General features: G+C 48.0%; 17 protein-coding genes and 1 pseudogene. 8 read left to right on the top strand and 10 right to left on the bottom strand.

Features of this window, described 5'->3' with window-relative positions; all coding sequences use genetic code 11:
- Positions 1-523: 523 nt before the first annotated feature.
- On the bottom strand, positions 524-1,363 hold the full coding sequence (locus DBQ51_RS07945; RefSeq protein ID WP_242977866.1) for an exopolysaccharide biosynthesis polyprenyl glycosylphosphotransferase: 840 nt from the start codon (positions 1,361-1,363) through the stop codon (positions 524-526).
- 113 nt (positions 1,364-1,476) lie between these two features.
- Between DBQ51_RS07945 and DBQ51_RS17155 the strand changes: the two genes are divergently transcribed.
- The 3 genes from DBQ51_RS17155 to DBQ51_RS07935 all read left to right on the top strand — a co-directional run bounded on the left by DBQ51_RS17155 (position 1,477) and on the right by DBQ51_RS07935 (position 3,934).
- The gene (locus tag DBQ51_RS17155) at positions 1,477-2,073 is read left to right on the top strand and encodes a Mur ligase family protein (protein WP_242977865.1); all 597 of its coding nucleotides are present in this window, start codon (positions 1,477-1,479) and stop codon (positions 2,071-2,073) included.
- An 80-nt stretch (positions 2,074-2,153) separates the two neighbouring features.
- Entirely contained in the window at positions 2,154-3,197 is a 1,044-nt protein-coding gene (locus DBQ51_RS07940; protein WP_242977864.1) for a Mur ligase family protein, read from the top strand.
- Positions 3,198-3,217: 20 nt separating this feature from the next.
- Positions 3,218-3,934, top strand: coding sequence for a type 1 glutamine amidotransferase (locus DBQ51_RS07935; RefSeq protein ID WP_107631224.1), 717 nt, complete (start codon positions 3,218-3,220; stop codon positions 3,932-3,934).
- 499 nt (positions 3,935-4,433) lie between these two features.
- Here the strand turns inward: DBQ51_RS07935 and DBQ51_RS07930 are convergent, their stop codons facing one another.
- The 5 genes from DBQ51_RS07930 to DBQ51_RS07910 form a co-directional block, all read right to left on the bottom strand.
- The gene (locus DBQ51_RS07930; protein ID WP_107631223.1) at positions 4,434-5,861 is read right to left on the bottom strand and encodes a glycoside-pentoside-hexuronide (GPH):cation symporter; all 1,428 of its coding nucleotides are present in this window, start codon (positions 5,859-5,861) and stop codon (positions 4,434-4,436) included.
- Between the two features lie 60 nt (positions 5,862-5,921).
- On the bottom strand, positions 5,922-6,974 hold the full coding sequence (locus DBQ51_RS07925; protein ID WP_107631222.1) for a zinc-dependent alcohol dehydrogenase: 1,053 nt from the start codon (positions 6,972-6,974) through the stop codon (positions 5,922-5,924).
- A gap of 105 nt (positions 6,975-7,079) precedes the next feature.
- Entirely contained in the window at positions 7,080-8,051 is a 972-nt protein-coding gene (locus DBQ51_RS07920; protein ID WP_107631221.1) for a transketolase family protein, read from the bottom strand.
- A 3-nt stretch (positions 8,052-8,054) separates the two neighbouring features.
- A complete protein-coding gene (locus DBQ51_RS07915; RefSeq protein WP_107631220.1) occupies positions 8,055-8,942 on the bottom strand; it encodes a transketolase in 888 nt (295 codons plus the stop codon).
- Positions 8,943-8,963: 21 nt separating this feature from the next.
- Entirely contained in the window at positions 8,964-9,812 is an 849-nt protein-coding gene (locus tag DBQ51_RS07910) for an SDR family oxidoreductase (RefSeq protein ID WP_107631219.1), read from the bottom strand.
- A gap of 296 nt (positions 9,813-10,108) precedes the next feature.
- Between DBQ51_RS07910 and DBQ51_RS07905 the strand changes: the two genes are divergently transcribed.
- The 3 genes and pseudogenes from DBQ51_RS07905 to DBQ51_RS17610 all read left to right on the top strand — a co-directional run.
- Positions 10,109-11,071: a LysR family transcriptional regulator gene (locus tag DBQ51_RS07905; protein WP_159068115.1), complete on the top strand. Its 963-nt coding sequence runs from the start codon at positions 10,109-10,111 to the stop codon at positions 11,069-11,071.
- Between the two features lie 312 nt (positions 11,072-11,383).
- Positions 11,384-12,586 carry a sugar-binding transcriptional regulator gene (locus DBQ51_RS07900; protein WP_107631217.1) on the top strand — a complete coding sequence of 401 codons (1,203 nt, stop codon included), beginning with the start codon at positions 11,384-11,386 and terminating at the stop codon, positions 12,584-12,586.
- A gap of 589 nt (positions 12,587-13,175) precedes the next feature.
- Positions 13,176-13,631 (top strand): annotated as a pseudogene (locus DBQ51_RS17610) (CatB-related O-acetyltransferase); the annotation flags it as partial.
- A 211-nt stretch (positions 13,632-13,842) separates the two neighbouring features.
- On the opposite strand, the gene DBQ51_RS17605 reads toward DBQ51_RS17610, so the two are convergent.
- From DBQ51_RS17605 to DBQ51_RS07885, 4 genes are all read right to left on the bottom strand, one after another.
- Complete coding sequence (locus DBQ51_RS17605; protein ID WP_407923239.1) at positions 13,843-14,484, bottom strand: site-specific integrase; 642 nt, start codon at positions 14,482-14,484, stop codon at positions 13,843-13,845.
- Complete coding sequence (locus DBQ51_RS17600; RefSeq protein WP_407923238.1) at positions 14,484-14,717, bottom strand: hypothetical protein; 234 nt, start codon at positions 14,715-14,717, stop codon at positions 14,484-14,486. The genes DBQ51_RS17605 and DBQ51_RS17600 overlap by 1 nt, the downstream gene beginning before the upstream one ends.
- Complete coding sequence (locus DBQ51_RS17595) at positions 14,714-15,040, bottom strand: integrase DNA-binding domain-containing protein (RefSeq protein ID WP_199855198.1); 327 nt, start codon at positions 15,038-15,040, stop codon at positions 14,714-14,716. The genes DBQ51_RS17600 and DBQ51_RS17595 overlap by 4 nt, the downstream gene beginning before the upstream one ends.
- A gap of 123 nt (positions 15,041-15,163) precedes the next feature.
- Complete coding sequence (locus DBQ51_RS07885) at positions 15,164-15,397, bottom strand: excisionase (protein WP_107631216.1); 234 nt, start codon at positions 15,395-15,397, stop codon at positions 15,164-15,166.
- A gap of 293 nt (positions 15,398-15,690) precedes the next feature.
- Here DBQ51_RS07885 and DBQ51_RS07880 point away from each other — a divergent pair, with 293 nt between their 5' ends.
- On the top strand, positions 15,691-17,760 hold the full coding sequence (locus DBQ51_RS07880; protein WP_107631215.1) for a type I restriction-modification system subunit M: 2,070 nt from the start codon (positions 15,691-15,693) through the stop codon (positions 17,758-17,760).
- The gene (locus DBQ51_RS07875; protein ID WP_107631214.1) at positions 17,760-19,052 is read left to right on the top strand and encodes a restriction endonuclease subunit S; all 1,293 of its coding nucleotides are present in this window, start codon (positions 17,760-17,762) and stop codon (positions 19,050-19,052) included. The genes DBQ51_RS07880 and DBQ51_RS07875 overlap by 1 nt, the downstream gene beginning before the upstream one ends.
- The last annotated feature ends 1 nt before the right edge of the window (position 19,053 follow it).

Genomic DNA, 19,053 nt, shown 5'->3' with positions numbered 1-19,053 from the left:
GGTGCAGCAAGGACTATTTAATTTCCGGTACTGTAGATCGAATAAAAGATGATATGTGGATTGACCAAAGGTATGATATAGAAGATATCAGTAAGAAACAGGGTTCAGCGCAATAAAATGGATTGGATCGGCGGGAATTGAGAATTTTTGTGTAACGGAAATCTTATTTTCCGATTTTGAGATGAAAAGATGATAAAAATTTTTTCTCCTTTTGCCAGATGACTTGTTTTGTATTATACTATACATAGCCGCTCGTTTCTTTACAGCCGCACAACACCACTGGTCTCTTTTCGGGCGGCTCTCACATAACTATTTCTGCCTTTTTAAAAGGCGGCTTTCGTTTGCTCTCTTATGCTGCTCAGTCGCTTATTTCTGAAATGTTTTGGATTGTTTTCAGTTTTTAACTTAAAAATGATCTCCTAAGTTCGGCGAGTAAAAAAGAGGGAGTAATGGCTCCCTCCTTTTCCAATACATGGGTATCTGTATGGTCAAACCAGCGATTAGGAACAAAAGAAAGTGGTTATTACGGGCAGAGCAGAGGAATACAGAGTTCTTGTAAAGGCCATGCTTGAATTTTCAGGCATGGCCTTTGGCATGATAACAAACCGTATTTGAAAGCAAAAGAAAGTATATGGATTGGTGTGAAATTTTCACTGTTTTTAAAACGAAATATAGTCATAAACAAGATCTTGATATCAAATAGAAGCGTCCAGTTTTCGATATAATAAATACCATGCTCAATCCGTCCTTTAATAGACGTATCACCGCGGAATCCATTCACTTGAGCCCAGCCAGTAATGCCGGGACGTACTTGGTGCTTTACCATATACAGAGGAACGCTTTCCTTGAATTGGTTGACAAAGTAGGGGAGCTCAGGGCGGGGACCAACTAAACTCATATCCCCTTTGAGAACATTAAAAAATTGTGGGAGCTCATCGATAGAAAACTTGCGGATAAATGCACCAAATTTGGTCTTTCGTGGGTCGCTGTCGGTACTCCAGCCAGTAGACTGTTGATCATTAACACGCATGGGACGGAATTTATACATATAAAAAGGTTTTTTACCCAAGCCGACACGTTCCTGCTTGAAAAGAATAGGACCAGGAGAGGACAGCCTAACGCCAATGGCAGCAAACAGCATAAGCGGAGAAGTCAAAATAATTAATATGAGCGAGCCAACAATATCTGTGGCACGTTTAAAAAATGCGTTGCCGATATTATCAAGCGGAATATGGCGGATGTTTACAAGAGAGATGCCGCAAATCTCGTCAATTACGGGGTGTGAGGGCATAAATTTGTTGTAGAAAGGAATCAAAGAGACTTTTACACCGTTTTTTTCACTGCTGGCAATGATATTTTGCAAATAAGGATATCGTCTGCCTCCAATGCAATGACGATTTCGTCAGGATTAAATCGGCTAAGCACTTTAGGAAGGGCATCATAAGTTCCCAAATATGAAATCCCGGGAAGGCAATCATGCGGACCAAGGTAATGATCGATAGAAAAACCGAGTGTCCGGTTTTGAAAGATCGTCTGATAATATTCAAGAGCCAATTCGCCAGAGCCGGTCAGAAGAACCTTTTTCTGATGGCAGGCAAAAGAAAATTTTTCGGCGGCAGACGGGTAATAATAGCATATTTGCACGGAAAATGCAACTTTTTCGGAAAAGTGTTTTGCGCGGGTGAAGCAGGCGCCGCCCATCGCTTTTCCACCAAAGCCCCCGGCCGCGGTGTAGAAATTTCAGATGTGGAATTATGCAAAACGCCCGAACCGCCGGATACGCGCTTGTACTGCGGCGAAAAATGCGGTATACTTTTGATACGAACAATAGGGAGAACCATGAAGTTTAAAACAAAGCTGGCCGTTTGGGCATGTAAAGCGTCAGGTGCGGTGCTGCGCCGGCTGGGCCGCGGCGGAACCAATCTGCCCGGCAAGATCGCGCTGCGAATTGACCCTGATATCTTGGGTGAGCTGTCGCGCGGCATCAAGGTCACCGTGGTGACCGGCACCAACGGAAAAACCACCACGGCCCATATGATTGAGCAGGCTTTTGCTGATGCCGGGCTGAAATAATACTGGCGCAAACCTGCTGACCGGTATTATTGCTGTGTTTGCACAGCACGGCACCCTGTCCGGACGGTGCCCGTATACCCATGACCCATGCGCTGATTGAATGTGATGAGGCTGCATTTCGCAAAACCAGTGAGTATCTGCCGGTTGAGTGTTTGGTGGTCAACAATATTTTTCGCGACCAGCTGGATCGGTTTGGAGAAATCACACATACCCTGCATGCCATCCGTGATGGTATCACCCATATTCCGGATGCCACGCTGTGCTTGAATGCGGATTGCTCACTCACCGCCTCTTTGGCCTTGCAGGTGCCGAATAAGATTGTTTGGTTTGGGGTAAATGTGCCGATCTATGAAAATACCGCACAGGAACTTTCCGATGCCCCTTACTGCATCCGCTGCAAAACCGAATATCAATATGACTATACGACTTACGGTCATCTGGGCGGTTTTTCCTGCCCGCATTGCGGTTACCTCAGGCAGGAGCCGCAGGTTGCGGTTACGCAGGTGCTGAAAACCGGCCCGGATTCTTCCGATATCCTGCTGGACTTGTTTGGTCATGTGCATGAGGTGCATGTCAATTTGCAGGGAGGCTATAATATCTACAATGCGGCGGCAACAGCACGGATCATCGGCATCAAAGAGGAAACCGCGATCACTGCCTTTGGCCAGTTTGAGTGTGGTTTTGGCCGCGCCAAGCAGTTCACACTCGGACAGGCGCAGGCGCGTATGATGCTGGTCAAAAATCCGGCCGGCTTTAATCAGGTGATCAATCTGATCTCGCACGATGAGGGATGCTGCAAGCTGGCCTTCCTGCTGAACGACCGTTTTGCAGACGGCACGGATATCAGTTGGATCTGGGATGTGGATTTTGAAGCGCTGGCCGCGCAGCAGGCGCGTTTCACCTGCATTCTGGTTTCCGGCGTGCGGGCGAATGACATGGCGCTGCGGCTGAAATATGCCGGCTTTGTATTCGACCGGATCGAGGTGATCCGCACATATGAGGAATTGCTGGATGCCGTCGGCGCAGACGAGGCACCTGCCTTTTTGATGCCGAGCTATACCGCAATGTTCGAGCTGCGCGGAGAGATCAGAAAGCATACCGATGTAAAAGCGTTTTACGAATAAGGAGGAACGAAAACGATGGAATGCATATCTGCCACCTTTATCCGGATATCCTGAATTTGTACGGCGACCGGGGCAATATTTTTACAATGAAGCGACGGCTGGAGGCACGTGGGATCGGCGTACAGATGATCGGACAGCCGTTGGATATCGACAAATACGATCTGTTTTTCATCGGCGGCAGACAGGACTTTGAACAGGAGGTACTACTGCGCGACCTGGCTGGCGGCAAGGGACGCGATATCCGCACCGCGGTGGAAGATGAAAAGGTGTTTCTTGCCATCTGCGGCGGGTATCAGATGCTTGGCCAGTACTACAAAACGTGGGATAGCAGCCAGATGGATTTTATCGGTGCCATCAATGTGCATACGATCGGCGCCAAGGAACGCATGATCGGTAATTATATGTTCCGCACCACACCGGAAAGCAGCGGCTCAGTCATTGTCGGGTTTGGAAATCACTCGGGCACCTATTTAGGGGAAGATGTGGCGCCGCTTGGCATGGTGCTCAAAGGATTTGGCAATAACGGCGAGGATCATACCGAAGGTGCACGGTGCAAAAATGTTTTTGCCACGTATTCGCATGGTTCGTTGCTGCCGAAAAAAACTGCCCTGTGTGATTTTATCCTGCAAACCGCATTGGAACGCAAGTATGATACCTGCGAACCGCTTGGCCCTCTGGATGATACGCTGGAAAACAGCGCGCACGATTATATGGAGCATCGGCTGATGCATGGCTGAGTGTCTGCGGAAACACTGTGCTTTCAATCGTATATTTTGGTGTCTGTATGTATCGTCCGGTTCATATGTCAGTGTTTAGCAGCAAAACCGGCATATCAGGTTCCGGATCAGATGAAGATGGCGGTATATCGCCATCTATGAGGCTGTCGAAAAGCTTCGTTTTTCCGACAGCCTGTGTTTGGGCTTTGCCAAACACGGACGGAAAAAGTTCCCATATGGGAACTTTTTCTCTCTCAAATTATAAATAGTCCGGCGCATGTCCTGACTGTTTATGCAGTTGCAATGCAAATGCTGTTTCATGCGCACTGCCGCGCGCATTACCGACGCGCATCGGCAATACGCTTTTTCGATAGGCTGCTCTTTTTTTGACACATGCCACCGTACGAGAATGGTTTCGGTGAGTGGAAGGCAGCTATCATATAAGCCCTCTGCCGGAAAAACAACCGTGTTTTCCGGCAGAGGGCTTTATGAGAATCAGATGTTTGGTTATGTTTCCCGATCATTCATCGACGAAGAATTCGCCGCGCGCTTTCAGATCTTCGATAATCTGCGCATGCATCTTATCATTCAGCTTATAGCAGGCAAACAGGATGACACCGGCAATGCTCAGAACTGCGGGAATGAGGTTCATCACCACATTCATGGAGGACAGTGCGCTGGCGGTCTGGGAGGCCGCGCCTTCCACATAACCATTCATCGCCAGCATAGTGAGCAGAGTGGTGGGAGCCAGAGCGCCGCCCAGCTTGAGCATGAAGCTGGTGCCGGAAGAGCAAAGACCATCCGCACGGACACCGGTTTTCCATTGGCCATATTCTACCGTATCACCAATCATACCGTAAAGCAGCGCGGTGCAGAAGCCATTGAGCGCACCCGCGATGAACAGGAGAACGAGAACAAGGGTGGAAGAAGTGTTGCCGGGATTCAGGAATACCAAGATAAAGTTAACAATAAAACTGAATATATAGGAGAACAGCATCGCACCGCGTTTTCCGTGGCATAGCTTGACCAGCGTGGCAGAGAAGAGCGCTGCAATGGCGGTTACGATGCCGTTGGCAGTCGCATACAGGGTAAACAGACCGGCATCGCCCCAGACATATGTGAAATAGTACATACCGACGGTCGATCTGCCGTAGTTGAGGAAGCCGTAGACTAGAAAAGCCAGACAGATGATCAATAGGGGCGGATTTTGGAGAAAGCAGTTCGCCATGGCCTTGCCCCCCATTTTCTGACCCTTCTGCTTGGGGGGAGCCTTGACGACTTCCTTGGTACCCAAAATACAGGTGAATACAAAGGGAATTGCCAGCGCACAGACTACAACCGCAGCCAAGAGATAGCCGCGAACGGAATTGCCTTCTGCGCCGCTGAACAGGGTAACAAGCGGAATAAAGAGGGCAGTTGAAAGTGCACAGGCCAGAGCGGAAATGCAAATGCGGTAGCTGGAGAAAGAAGCGCGTTCACGGGGGTAAGGGGAAATAACGCCGTTTAGCGCAGAGAACGGAATATTCCAGGAAGTAGAGGCGATAACCGTGATAAAATAGAGACTGCAGCCATAAGCAGTGCGGGCGCCAACGCTCCAGTCGGGGTGAGCCCAGAATAGTAGAATGACTAACGGGATCAGACCAATGGCGCCGCCCAACATCCAAGGACGGTAACGCCCCATTTGGGTGTTGGTACGGTCAGCCAGAGAGCCGATCATGGGGTCGTTAAAGGCATCCCAGACGCGGCACACCAGAAATAGAATGGAAACAGCGCCTGCGGGGATGAGGGCAATATCCGTCATGAAAAATGCTAAGTAAGAACTGACGAGCATCCAAGGGAGGTTATAAACCAATTCGCCGGAGGCAAAAGCAAGCTTTTTGGCGATGGCCTGCCCACCATGATAATAGTTTTTTTCTGGTGGTACAGCAACTTTTGTTTCGTTATCCATCTTGCTGTCGATTGGCTGTAGATGCAGCTAATCTTTCCTCTTTTCTATTTTAATCTGATGTTATTCGTCCATTTTAATAACAACTTTGGCAAATTTTTTAGTATAGAGATCTTCAAATGCCTTTTCATACTGGCTGAGGGGATGTACACGCTGGATGAGAGACTTCAAATCCAGCCGGCGAGCCATTTTAATGGCCTTGGGGAACAAACCGGATCCCATGATCACGCCATGCAGGTGCTTCTGATTCCAGTAAAAGTCATTGTGCAGGTTCACTTTTAGGATGGGGTCTTTTCCGTACATGGCAAAGTAAACGCCGTCGCCATTCCGCGCCAGAAGCTGCAGCGCGGTTTCTGCGGCGGACACAACGCCGGTACCCTCCAAAACACAGTCGTACATTCCGCCAGCAGCGGCGATGGCCTTTTCCGCTACCCCTTCCTCACGGGGGTCAAAGGCAAAATCAGCACCAAGCTTTTTTGCCAGCTCGCATTTTTCTTCCACCAGATCAAAAACGGTGATAACTGACGCACCGGCCAGACGGGCAAGCTGCACTAGCATCAATCCCAGACCGCCCGCGCCCATGATTGCAACGGACTTGCCGTAAGAGATATTGGCCTGTTCGGCAGCCGCCAGCGCAATGGTCAGCGGTTCAATCAGGGAGGCGGTTTCCAAATCGTATTCTTCAGGCAGCTTATGGATCTGCGTTACATGATAAACGGCATATTCCGCAAAACCGTTCATGCAAAACTGCACGTTGGTGCAAAGATTTTCATGTCCGCTACGGCAGTTGTCGCAGGCATAACAGTATTTTGCGTAATTGGCAACGACCTTGTCACCGGCATGATAGCCGAGCGCTTCGGCCTTAGGGCCGGCCTTGTCAATGATGCCGGAAACTTCATGACCGAACGGCATAGGCAGCATAGCCTTGGTGCTTTCTTCAAATTCGCCCAGATGGCCGGTCAGCGTGTGAGTGTCCGATCCGCAAATGGAGGAGTAGATGATTTTGACACGAATTTCGTCATCGGCAGGCTCCGGAACTGGCACCTCTCTTGCCTCCACGGTTCCCATGGTATTTTTTTCGAAATCACGAACCGAAGTAATATATAGTTGCTTCATCACTTTGAAAGCTCCCTCATTCAGAAAATAAAAAACCGATCCGCTGTGAACATATTATGTAATCGGGCGGATCGGCTTTGTGGTTTACTGCTTACTGCACTTTCATTATTTAAGGAATTCACGCGCAGTTTTGGCGATACCGGCGCCATCCATGCCGTAGTATGGATACAGTTCTTCCGGATAACCAAATTCCACAAAAGTATCAGGAATGCCAATTTTCTTCAGCCGTGCGAACACACCGGCTTCCATCAGCACATCGGCAACAATGCTGCCGAGACCACCGAGGATATTGTGATCCTCCACGGTGATGATGGCACCGCTCTTTTTGGCAACGTGGATGACAGCATCCTTATCAATCGGTTTGATGGTGTGCATATCAATTACGCCTACACTAAAACCTTCTTCCTCCAGCTGACGTGCCGCCTGCACGGCGCCGTATACGCCCATGCCGGTGCCGATGATGTTCAAATCGGTGCCTTCTTGGATGACATTAGCCTTGCCGATCTCAAAATCATAGTCGTAATCCTGGTTATAAACTAACGGCTCCTCACCGCGCGGAATACGAATATAGATCGGCTTGGGATAGTTGAGCGATTTACGCAGCACCTTTTTGCACTGCTCCGCATCGCAGGGCGCGATCATGGTCATGTTCGGCAGGGAGTTCATCACGCCGAATTCAATAATGGTGTTGTGCGTCGGGCCATAGCCGGAGGACAGGCCGGCATGCGTGCCGATGAGACGTACCGGATAATCGTTGTATGCCACGTCGTTGTGGATCTGATCCAGCGCGCGCACACACAGGAAGGGGCCGAACGTCTGCACATACGGCAGGAAGCCCTGCTTGGCAAGACCGGCTGCCATGGTGACCATGTTCATCTCCTGAATACCTACATCAAGGATGCGATCCGGATATTGCAGTTGTTTCTGCTGCACACGGCCGCCGTTGCCTGTGCCGTCTGCGTTGATATAACATACTCTGGAGTCATCATCGATCATTTCGAGGATTTCGTTTGTAACCGTTCCCTTGGCTTCCATTGCGGGGCCCATATCACCGCAGCAAAAAGTAAATCCACCCATTGATTACACCTCCGCCAGTCTTTCCGCTGTGTATTCTCTGATATCCTTAAGCGCTTCTTCAAGTTTTTCATCGTCAAAGCCGCCGATATGCCATGCGCAAGGGCGCTCCATCATAAACTTAATGCCCTGCCCCTTGGTTGTGCTGCAAATGATCGCGTTCGGTTTGCCGTTGAGTGTAACTTCCGGCAAATTGGCCAGTGTCTTATCGATTTCAGCCATCTTGGTGCCGTCAATTACCGTAGCATTCCAGCCAAAGGCACGGAAGCAGTCTGCCATGCCTTCGGGGCCGCCCTTTTCGCCCCAGCGCTCATTCTGTCCGGTTTCAAACGCAGCCGACGCATGATTAAAGTCAACAATGGCAACAATGTTGTCCAGATTATGCGATGCGGCATACAGAATCGCTTCCCAGTTGGAGCCTTCTTCCATTTCGCCGTCGCCCAGCAGCGTCCAGATGCGGGATTTAATGTTCCGTCCGCGGTTGGCGTGCGCTAAACCACAGCACCACGAGAGGCCATGGCCAAGCGAGCCGGAGGAAACCTCAATGCCCTTGACGTGCTTGTGGTTCGGATGCGCGCCGAAGGGATGGCCGATGGTATTATAGGTATCCAGCAGCAAATCCCAGTCATACATCCCCATATCGCAGAAGATGGTGAACAGCAGAATGCCGTTGTGCCCCTTGCTCAGAATAAAAATATCACGGTTGGGATCGTCCAGATTGTCCGGATCAAAGCCCATATACTTGTAATACAGCGCTACTGTCACATCAGTTGCGGACATAGGGCCGCCGATGTGTACGTTGCCGATACGGCGCGTGCCGAGCGCCAGCTTTTCGCGGATTTCGCCGGCCTTGACCACCAAATCGCGTACGTTTTCAACATGTACTTTCGCCATGGTATGAATTCATCCTTTCTGTTAGAAGATCGAATAGCCGCCGTCAACCGGAATGTTGATGCCGGTGATGTAGGAAGAAGCCTCGCTTGCCAGAAAGAGCATAACGCCCTGCAGCTCATCTGTCCGACCGAAGCGCTTGATCGGCACTACTTCCAGACACATATCATGTCCGGCCTTATCCATTACGCCTTCGTGGATGCCCGACCAGATATAGCCCGGGGAAATCGTGTTGACACGGATGCCATAAGGAGCGAGTCCCGCGCCCATATAGCGCGCCAGTTGAGAGATGCCGGCCTTTGCAGTACCGTAGGCGCAGACCGGAGACGGGCCGCCGCCGATAAAGTTAGCATTGTAACCGGAGAGAGAAGAGGTCATAATGATCGAACCGCCGTGATTATGCTCACGCATAATCTGCTGTGCCACTTGTGCGGTCATAAACGCACCGTTCAGATCGATATCAATAATCTTTTTCCAAGTGCTGTACGGCACATCAACGTCATCGCCCATCAAGCAGACACCTGCGTTGATGTGTGCAAAATCAACCGTGCCCAGTTCGCGGATCAAATCATCCTTGAGTGCTTTGACCTGTTCTTCATCCGATACATCGCAATACAGCGGAACAACTTTAACACCGTAGCGTTCGGACATCTCCTTGGCGAGCGGTTCTAATCGGTCTTTGGAGGCGGGAATATCCACCAGCGCGACATCTGCTCCAGCCTCAGCCCAGGCTGCCGCCGTGTTTCTGCCAATGCCACCGCCGCCGCCGGTGACAAAACCCTTCTTGCCCTTCAGTGAGAACTTATCCATCAATCGGTATGAGGAGTCTTTCCAAGCATCCTTGGGATATACTGCGTAGAATTCTTCTGCCATCCGGGTGTTCCTCCTTTTGATCAACGTGCTGTCCGGGACACACGCATACTGTTATGAAAAACAGGAATATCAGTTTTGCAATCGCATAAAAAGAAATCGCAAAATTTGTATAAAATATATAAATATTTCTGTTTTTCTCCTTCTGTTTTTAATATAACACCGACTGTAACACTTAACAAATATCAAAATACTATCTCCCACCCATAACCCCAATGCATACCGCAAGCTTTGGTTTGACAGCCTGATCATTTTCCGTTATGATGGGCTTAACGCCACAGAAAAGGAGAGGATGGCACATGCAGTTGCAGCAATTAGAGTATATTGTAAAAATTTCGGAATGTGGATCGATCACGAAAGCAGCAGAGCAACTGTTTATCAGTCAGCCAAGCTTGACAAAATCCATCTCCCATCTGGAGAAGGAATACGGTGTTCAAATTTTTGTGCGCAAACCGCGCGGTATCGAGCTGACAGATGATGGGAAAGACTTTGTCCATTATGCAAAAGGTGTGCTGACTGCTTCACAGGTGTTGAAACAGCGCTTTTCTTCCTTGGCTGAGACAGACGGCTGGGAGTCTCGCCTATTTGTTGGTGCGCAGCAGCTTGATTTTGTTTATCAAATGTTTTTGGAAATATATGAACAAAATAAAGATAAGAATATTCACTATAACTTGGTGGAAACCGACCGAAACAGCGTTATTGAACAGGTTTTGAACGGTGCGGTAGATCTTGGTATTTTTGTTCGAAGCAGTGCGGATGACAAGACTTTTTTGTGGCATACAGAGGCAAAAAAATTAGATATTCAGGTGCTTTCGCGTGCTACTGTATATGCCTGCGCAGGTCCGAAAGCACCATTTTACGAAAAAGACTGCATCAGCACAAGGGAGGCTGAAAACAGCACCTGTATCGTGCTGGATATGGGGTCACGCGCAAAAGAAGACAAATGTTTTGGTTTAACGCAGCATCATTTCAATCTGAACCGCGTTGTTTTCTTTAATACAATCAGCGCGTGTGAATCTTTTCTGGCAGAAACAGATGCGGTATTATTTGTTGCCAAGTGGGCGATTGGATGCTTCAAAAATCCGGCACTTCGCTTTTTTCCAGTGGTGGAGAGCAAAAATGAATTGAATACGGTAAATGAGCTTTTGCTGGTCAAACGTGCGGGAGAACCGATTGATGCGACCGAACAGCAGTTCATTCAGCTGTTGGAACGATATTTTTCTGTCGAAAGGGATTGTATAAAAACTACGTTGAATGGATGAATAATTTCCTGTGGGAAACCGTTAATGATGCTGATTTCACAGTTTTTTCCTGAAAGGCGAACTGTTGCTAACATAAAAAAGCGCCTGTAATCTATTTGAATTGGCACAGATACTCTTCGGGGGAGTAAATTCTATATAAAATCCTTTACCGCACTTTATGATATCTCTTTATCGGTTACTGCAAAGCGTTTGTTCGCTTTCGGCATTTTAGGGAAACGTCTAATTTATGGGCAAATTATTGACAGTCCCAATGATTGCAGCGTCGCTCCCTATTGGTTTTAGACAGCAAACATCATTCATCGATAATAAGCAGTGATCGGCAAGGATGTTTTCAATGGCAGCAACAATATCCATTTTGAATATCAAGAGAGGGACTGCGACGACCTTAACACTGGGCTCATAGTCAACGGCAGCGTCCTTTTATATATTCATCATAACACACCCCAGTTTTTGTCAAAACGGCTGTTTCCGGAGGACTGCTTCCTATCCCGCGCAAAACACTTTTTCAAACAAATTCTTTACAATAAAGATAGAATGGCATTGGGGGATTTTGGCATGCACGAAAAGAAATTATCTGAGGCGCAAATTGCAGAATTTACCCGCGTGGCTCACTATTACTATAAAGAAGGCTGTACCCAAGAACAGATTGCGCAGCGTATGAATATGCCGCGGCAGCGAGTCAATCGAATTTTAAGCGATTGTTTGGAATACGGTATTGTGCATATTTCTATTACAGCCAGCCCAAGCACAATGTTGCTGGAGTTGGAAAGCCAGTTGAAAGAAAAATATCAGCTACACGATATTCGTGTTGTAGATATCGCAGGTGAGACGGATGTGTACCGCGATCTGGGTGCTTCGGCTGCGCAATATCTTGCAACTATTGTACGGGATGGCGATGTGATCGGCATGACGCGTGGCAATACATTGGCCGCCATGGCGGAGCAAATGCCTTTTGTGAATAAAAAGGATATTACCGTAGTGCAGATGCTTGGAAGCCGTAACAGTGAGCCACAGAATACGGCAGCAAATGAGATTGTTCATAATATTTCAGCACGATTGGGAGCCAAGCCGTTTATGCTGTTTGCTCCGATTGTGGTCAGCAGTGCGGAAATGAAAAAATCTCTGCAGCAGGAGCCGAGTTTTTTTGATACCTATCAAGTCATGCGGCGCTGCAATATTGCTGTAGTAGGTATTGGTGCATATGAAAATGTAGATATGCGATATTCCTTTGTCGGAGTCGATATCCATGATATTGCGCTGTCAGAATCCGGTCAACAATTGGTCGGGGAAGTGGGTACGCATTTGTTTGACCAAAACGGTGCGCGGGTTATAAACAGATATCGCGATCGTATTATCGCAATAGAATTGGAAGACTATATGCGGATTCCGGTTCGAATCGGTGTGGCCGGATTGCCTCCCAAAGCAAAGGCAATTTGTGCAGCGATGAAAGGTAGATATATTAATGCCTTGGTTGTCGATACTGCCACAGCAAGGCTTTTGGCAGATATGGCATAGACGACAGATATAATCGGAAGGTTTTATATTTACCTCGCGAAACATTTGAGATCGAAAAAATAAACGTATATTATGCAGCTTTTCATGAGAGCCTAGTTTGGTGTGAAGTGGCGTGATGTGCTGATAAAAGACGGCTGATATAGCCGTCTTTTATCACGTTTTGTAGAGAAATAGCGATGTGTGGTCCATCCCCCCTCTCTCTCTCCTCCTCTTGCGCAAGGTGAAGGACGTTCCGTAGTATTGGAAGCTGCCGATAATGCTTTATAATCCATTCCAAATGAAAAAATAAGAACGGTGATATGGGAGTAAACGCGTTCGAGACAAGGCAGATACGACAATGAGTCTTTTTTGCAGGACAACAAAATAGCCTTTGCATAAAATATATCGCGGGGCTTGATGGATTGACCAATATGGAGATTGGGTAGTGGCTAAAATGCATGGTGAGTAGAAAAAGACACTGATGTCATTCATTCTATTGATGACAGAAACTGTTGTGCGGCATCGCCAAGGGGCACCCCGATGCGCGCGATCTGGACAAAGCCCGCGCGTTTTACCGCGGGCTGCAAAACGGATAAAAGGGGGGTATGGTATGTTTAGACCGAACCCGGATGCGGTGCATCCCAATGAAAACATCCCCAGCTTTTGCTACATCAAAAATGTCATCACCCGACCCAATATTGAGGTGGGCGCCTACACCTATTACGATGACGCGGACACTGGCGGGGAGGATTTTGAAGCGCATGTAACGCGCCATTATGAATTTCTTGGGGACAAGCTGATTATCGGCAAGTTCTGCGCGATCGGCAAGGGCGTGGAGTTCGTGATGAAAGGGGCAAATCATCGCATGGCTTCGGTCACGACCTACCCCTTCAATATTTTCGCGCATGGCTGGGAGAAATGTACGCCTGCGCTGGACGAACTGCCCCTCAAAGGGGATACTGTTGTGGGAAACGATGTGTGGATCGGCCAGCATGTCACGGCGCTGCCCAGCGTGCACATCGGGGACGGTGCAATCATCGGTGCAAATGCCGTAGTGGCAAACGAAAAGTGTTTTGATCATCTTTTTATAACTCCTCATAAGTCCTGTATTTTTTCCCTAATGCTTGATATTACAGGGTTTTTCACGCTTTTCGTGCAGCCTGAGCTTCCATCTACTTTGAGGATATCTTCTCAAATCTTCGCAGCATTTCTCATGTTTTTTCCTGAAATATTGGTAAAGGCGTTGGTAAAGGAAGCCGCTTTACCAACGGGCAATTTTAAGCGTTTGCCACACGCAGCAGTTCATCTTTGGCGTCATCAAACTTCACATGGGTATAGGTATTCAGCGTTACGCTGATATCTGCATGGCCCATGATGTGCTGCAATGCCTTGGGGTTCATCCCGGATTTTGCCATATTGGAGCAGAAGGTGTGCCTGCACACATGAGGGGTTACTTTCGGCATCTGGATACGGTAGATTTTATTATACTTCTGGACAATATGCTCCAGATACTTCTCCCAATGAAGCGCTACCATGGGCATATCGTTCTTGTCCAGAAACAGAAAACCAACGTATCCATCAACCATGGGTTCCGTTTTGGGGATCGCACGGTTGGCGATGATCCGGCGGAAACAGGATGCTACCTCCTCGGTCATCGGAACATAGCGGGTACCGCTTTCTGTCTTTGGCTGCTGGATCACATACTCCATCTGTGATGTTCTCTGCAACTGGTGATCTACCTTGATACGCATTTCCTCAAACGCAATATCCTGGATCGTAAGTCCACAGAATTCCGAGATACGAAGCCCTGTGTGAAAGAGAATATAGATCCCGTCGTAGTATCCGCTGAAATGCTTGTCCTCTTTGATAAATTTCAGAAGATCCCGTTCCTGTTTCCGGCTGATAGCTTCTCTCGTCACTACGTCATTGGCGACCACCGATGCCAGCGCAAAACCGAACGGATTTTACGGATCAGGTCATCATCCACCGCCATCTGGAATGCAGGTCTGAGAACGCCTCGAATGGAATGAATGGAGCTGCACCCTCTGCCATCCATCTTCTGAAGCTTGATGAGCCATGCCTTGGCGTCCGACAAACGCACCTTGTCAATGCGCTGCCTGCCGAACGGCTCTTTTTTCAAGATGTTGATCACCGTCTTGTAGCCTGCGACCGTATTATGGCGACGCCGGTTTTCAGGGACACATACTTTTCCACCAGCTCCAAAACCGTGAGCTTTCCACCGTTGGTTACGATGTGATCGAACAGATCCGCTTCAATCTGCTTTTCCTTTTCTCTCAGGGATGGCTCTCGCTTTTTCCCCTTGGGCATAGGATCATTTTTATCCAGCCGCCAGCTGTACACATTTTGCTCTTTGCTATCCTCGTCCAGATAGCGGGACCGATACCTCCCATCCTTGCGCTGATACTCGCCTTCTCGCAAAATCCGATTGCGATTGTCTCGTCTTTTTACGCTCATTGCAATCTCTCCTCCAAAAGAAAGGAGAGCCAAGCTTGCACCCTTATCATAACACAAGTCAAGCTCTCCGCATACCTCTGCCGCGAAAGAACGGCAATCTGCCATCGAATTTTTGAACGGCTATTATACCGCAGTGACCTGATCCAGATACCTCTCAAATTTCTCCCGCTTGATCAAAGCGCGGTTTCCATTCATCACATAAAAATCCTCGCTGGGGTGCTCGTCGATCAGCATCCGCAACTTTCCCTCTCCGATATGATAATATCCGGCGGCTTCCGCAATGGTCAGGGTATAGCGCCGCCAGACCGGAATATCCAAACACTTCTTACTGCAAGTCATTGTCTTTTCATTTCCCATAGGCTACCTCCATAGATCAGAAAAGCCAGACAAAGGGCATCGGCAACGAGGCCCGGCAACAACCCCCGAAAAACCTGTAACCTATCGTCTGGCCATCGTTTTTACTTTTCAAATTTTGGGTATCCGCATTTAGTGGTTGAAACACCAGAAAACGAAGAAAAATTTTTCCGTATTTAGTGGTTGACATTATCCGCCTATAGCAGTACACTATAGGTGGATTTTTCTGCATTTTGTGGTTGAATTTTTTACCATTCTGCGCGCAAACTATTTCTTCGAAGTGAGGATCATTGAGTATGGCAAACGAAAAGAAAACCCCGTTTGACTATGAAAGTGAAATCTGGGCTGTAGCCAACTTTGTGTGGGGCCCGATTAAAACCTCTGAGTTCAATAGAGTTATCCTTCCATTTACAATGCTCCGTAGACTGGAATGTGCCTTGGAGCCGACCAGGGATGCCGTAGTCAAGGCGTTTGAGGAGAACGAAAAAGAATGGGGCCGCGAGAACGATCATTATTGCGATTTCAGCAAGAAAGCGTTCTACAACATTACCTCTTTCCGGCTGAACAGTCTGGGTTCAGTTGATACGTTGGATGCTCTTATGGAGTACATCAACGGTTTTTCTCCGAACGCAAGGGAGATCATGCTTAGGTTCAAGATGGAAGAAACCTGCAAGACGCTTCAAGAGCATGGGATGCTGTACAGCGTTTGCACCAAGTTTGCAGGTTTTGACCTTTCTTCCGAAAATGTCAGTGACCGTGACATGTCCAACATCTATGAGCATTTGATTCAGAAATTCGGCGAGTCTATTGCCGAAAACGCTGAAGACTTCATGACGCCCAAGGATGTTGTTCGGCTCGCCGTCGGTATGATTTTTGCCAATGACGTTGAACTCCTCAGCGGCGATGAGGGTGTTGTCAGAACGCTGTACGATCCAACCATGGGAACCGGCGGGTTCATTACGGACGCGCTGGATCAGTTGGAAGAGTGGCAGGCTGAGAAGAAGATGAAGGCTCCGGCGACGATTGTTGCATACGGTCAGGAAGTGGAGCCAGAGTCTTGGGCCATGGGCAAGGCCGCCCTTCTTCTGCGCAATGTCGGAACCAAGGACAAAGATATCCATGATCAGATCAAGGATATGAGCGCTCACATCATGTACGGGAACACTCTGAATGATGATAAATTCGAGTGCGACCACTTCGATTACATTCTTTCCAATCCACCTTACGGCAAGGAGTGGAAGCCAGAGCAGGAGGATGTACTTGCCGAAGCGCGACTTGGTTTTGCCGGCCGCTTTGGTGCTGGTACTCCTTCTGTGGATGACGGCTCCATGCTCTTTCTGCAGCATGTCGTCAGCAAGTTGAAGCAGCCGAATGCGGATGGAACCGGCGGTAGCCGAGCAGGAATCGTTCTTTCCGCATCTCCGCTCTTTACAGGTGATGCAGGTTCCGGCCCCTCGAATATCCGTAGATGGCTCTTCGAGAAAGACGTAATCGACTGCATTGTGAAGCTCCCACAGTCCATCTTCTTCCGAACGGGCATCAATACATATCTGTGGATCCTGAACAGCAACAAGCCCGAAGGCCGCAAGGGCATGATTCAGTTGATCGATGCGTCTGAAATGAAGACATCCATAAAGAAGAACCAGGGCAACAAGCGCTTTGAGCTCTCTGAAGATCAGCGCAACTGGATTATTCAGACATACATTGACGGTCACGATCACGGAAGCAGTGTGCTCGTACCGAAAGAGACGTTCATGTACCGCAAGGTCACGACGCAGAGGCCGCTACATGCAGTTATCCGGTTCACAAAAGCAAACGTGAATGAGATGTTGTCCTGCAAGCCGTTTGCCAAGCTCTCTGACACAAATAAAGACGTTTTTCGGAGCTTTTTATCTCAGGAATACATTGCCGCGGGCAGCAACCAAATCTCCTATGAGAACGCTGATAGCGTGGCAAAGGCGGCTCGTGCCAAAATGAGCAAGCCTGAAATCACGGCGGCAATCATCGCAAAAGCCATGCGTGATTTCTGCATCGTCAAAGGTCCTGAATTTCCTGTCGTTTACGACAAGAATGGCAGTGTGATGCCCGATCCCGATCTGAAAGATTCTGAAAGTATCCCATTTGGTACCTCTTTTGATTCCTATATGGAGACCGAGGTGCTTCCCTATGCGCCGGAAACTTGGATTGATGAGACTGTAGTGGATAAAGGGCCTTTGCAGGATGGAAAGATTGGAATTGTTGGGACCAATATCTCGTTCAACAAGTTTTTCTATAAGTACGAGGAGCCGAAAGACCCGAAAGTAATTGCCGCCGAAATCCTGGAGTTGGAAAACGGTCTGGAATCGTTCATGAAGGAGTTCCTATAATGATTGATGTTTCGTGGGCGGGGAAAATCCCATCACATTGGGACGTGGTTCCATTAAAAAGTAAATTCAACTTTAGCAAAGGGCTTTCTATTACCAAGGCTGATTTGGTAGACACAGGTTGCCCTGTGCTGAGCTACGGGCAGATTCATTCCAAGAACAATGCAAAAACGGGAATTGTAGGCGAGTTGCTTCGTTTTGTTCCTGATAGCATAACGGATGGATGTTCGGAATCTCTTGCAGTGAAGAATGGATTTATCTTTGCTGACACATCTGAAGATCTTGATGGGTGTGGCAATTGCACCTATGTTGATCAGAACGGCATATATGCTGGATATCACACCGTCAATTTAAAGCCCAAGACCGAAGAAGACTGGAAGTATCTCGGATATTTGTTTCAAACTGATGCATGGCGATACCAGCTTCGTAAAGAACTGACAGAAGTTAAGCTGTATAGTATTTCTCAAAAAGTTTTGAAATCTACCACAATTCTTGTTCCACCAAAAGAGGAACGCGAAGCGATTGTTGCTTTTCTTGACTCCAAATGCGCCGCAATCGATGACGCCATTGAACGGCATAAGCAGATCATTGAGAAGCTCAACATGTTTCTTGCGGAGACAATAGCAAATGCGACTTTGCATGGGATTTCAAGTTCCGAAATGAAGCCGAGCGGTGTGGAGTGGAGCTCACAGATTCCTGAGTCGTGGAATATTAAAAGAGGAAAATACCTGTTTGTAAAAACTAATGAGCGATCTATAGACGGAAGTGAAGAACTGCTCACTGTATCTCAGTATACGGGTATCACACCAAGAAGCCAGAAGAACGTCAATATGTTTGAAGCCGAATCTTTAGTGGGATACAAAATCTGTGAAGTGAATGATATCCCCGCAAATACTATGTGGTTGTGGGCTGGTGCCATAGGTGTTTCCAGTTACAGGGGACTGATTAGCCCATCTTACAATATCTATCGGCAAATCGATAATCAGTACGACAATTTATATCTTGACTATCTTCTACGTGTTACGCCCCTTGTGCAGCATTACAAGGCTCTGTCAACTGGAATTAGGCCATCCAGACTTCGTTTGTATCCAGACCAGTTTCTGAATATCAAATACCCTATTCCGCCAATGAAGGAACAGAAAGCTATCGCAGCATTTCTTGATGATACAAAGAACAAAGTAGAAGAATCGATTTCTCGTCAAACTGCAGTAATCGAAAAGCTCGAAAAATATCGCAAATCCATTATCTATCAAGCGGTCACCGGTAAAATCGACTGCAGAAAGGAGACAGTGTGAA

This window comes from Agathobaculum massiliense (assembly GCF_900291975.1).
GTDB lineage: Bacteria > Bacillota > Clostridia > Oscillospirales > Butyricicoccaceae > Agathobaculum > Agathobaculum ammoniilyticum.
The sequence above is the reverse complement of the archived record's forward strand: the minus strand, read 5'-3'. Positions and strand labels throughout refer to the sequence as shown.

Excerpts from the sequence above, each read along its gene's own strand:
- DBQ51_RS17155 (WP_242977865.1), top strand. The coding sequence starts at position 1,477 with ATGCGGACCAAGGTAATGATCGATAGAAAAACCGAGTGTCCGGTTTTG.
- DBQ51_RS07940 (WP_242977864.1), top strand. The coding sequence starts at position 2,154 with ATGACCCATGCGCTGATTGAATGTGATGAGGCTGCATTTCGCAAAACC.
- DBQ51_RS07935 (WP_107631224.1), top strand. The coding sequence starts at position 3,218 with ATGCATATCTGCCACCTTTATCCGGATATCCTGAATTTGTACGGCGAC.
- DBQ51_RS07930 (WP_107631223.1), bottom strand. The coding sequence starts at position 5,861 with ATGGATAACGAAACAAAAGTTGCTGTACCACCAGAAAAAAACTATTAT.
- DBQ51_RS07925 (WP_107631222.1), bottom strand. The coding sequence starts at position 6,974 with ATGAAGCAACTATATATTACTTCGGTTCGTGATTTCGAAAAAAATACC.
- DBQ51_RS07920 (WP_107631221.1), bottom strand. The coding sequence starts at position 8,051 with ATGGGTGGATTTACTTTTTGCTGCGGTGATATGGGCCCCGCAATGGAA.
- DBQ51_RS07915 (WP_107631220.1), bottom strand. The coding sequence starts at position 8,942 with ATGGCGAAAGTACATGTTGAAAACGTACGCGATTTGGTGGTCAAGGCC.
- DBQ51_RS07910 (WP_107631219.1), bottom strand. The coding sequence starts at position 9,812 with ATGGCAGAAGAATTCTACGCAGTATATCCCAAGGATGCTTGGAAAGAC.
- DBQ51_RS07905 (WP_159068115.1), top strand. The coding sequence starts at position 10,109 with ATGCAGTTGCAGCAATTAGAGTATATTGTAAAAATTTCGGAATGTGGA.
- DBQ51_RS17595 (WP_199855198.1), bottom strand. The coding sequence starts at position 15,040 with ATGAGCGTAAAAAGACGAGACAATCGCAATCGGATTTTGCGAGAAGGC.
- DBQ51_RS07885 (WP_107631216.1), bottom strand. The coding sequence starts at position 15,397 with ATGGGAAATGAAAAGACAATGACTTGCAGTAAGAAGTGTTTGGATATT.
- DBQ51_RS07880 (WP_107631215.1), top strand. The coding sequence starts at position 15,691 with ATGGCAAACGAAAAGAAAACCCCGTTTGACTATGAAAGTGAAATCTGG.
- DBQ51_RS07875 (WP_107631214.1), top strand. The coding sequence starts at position 17,760 with ATGATTGATGTTTCGTGGGCGGGGAAAATCCCATCACATTGGGACGTG.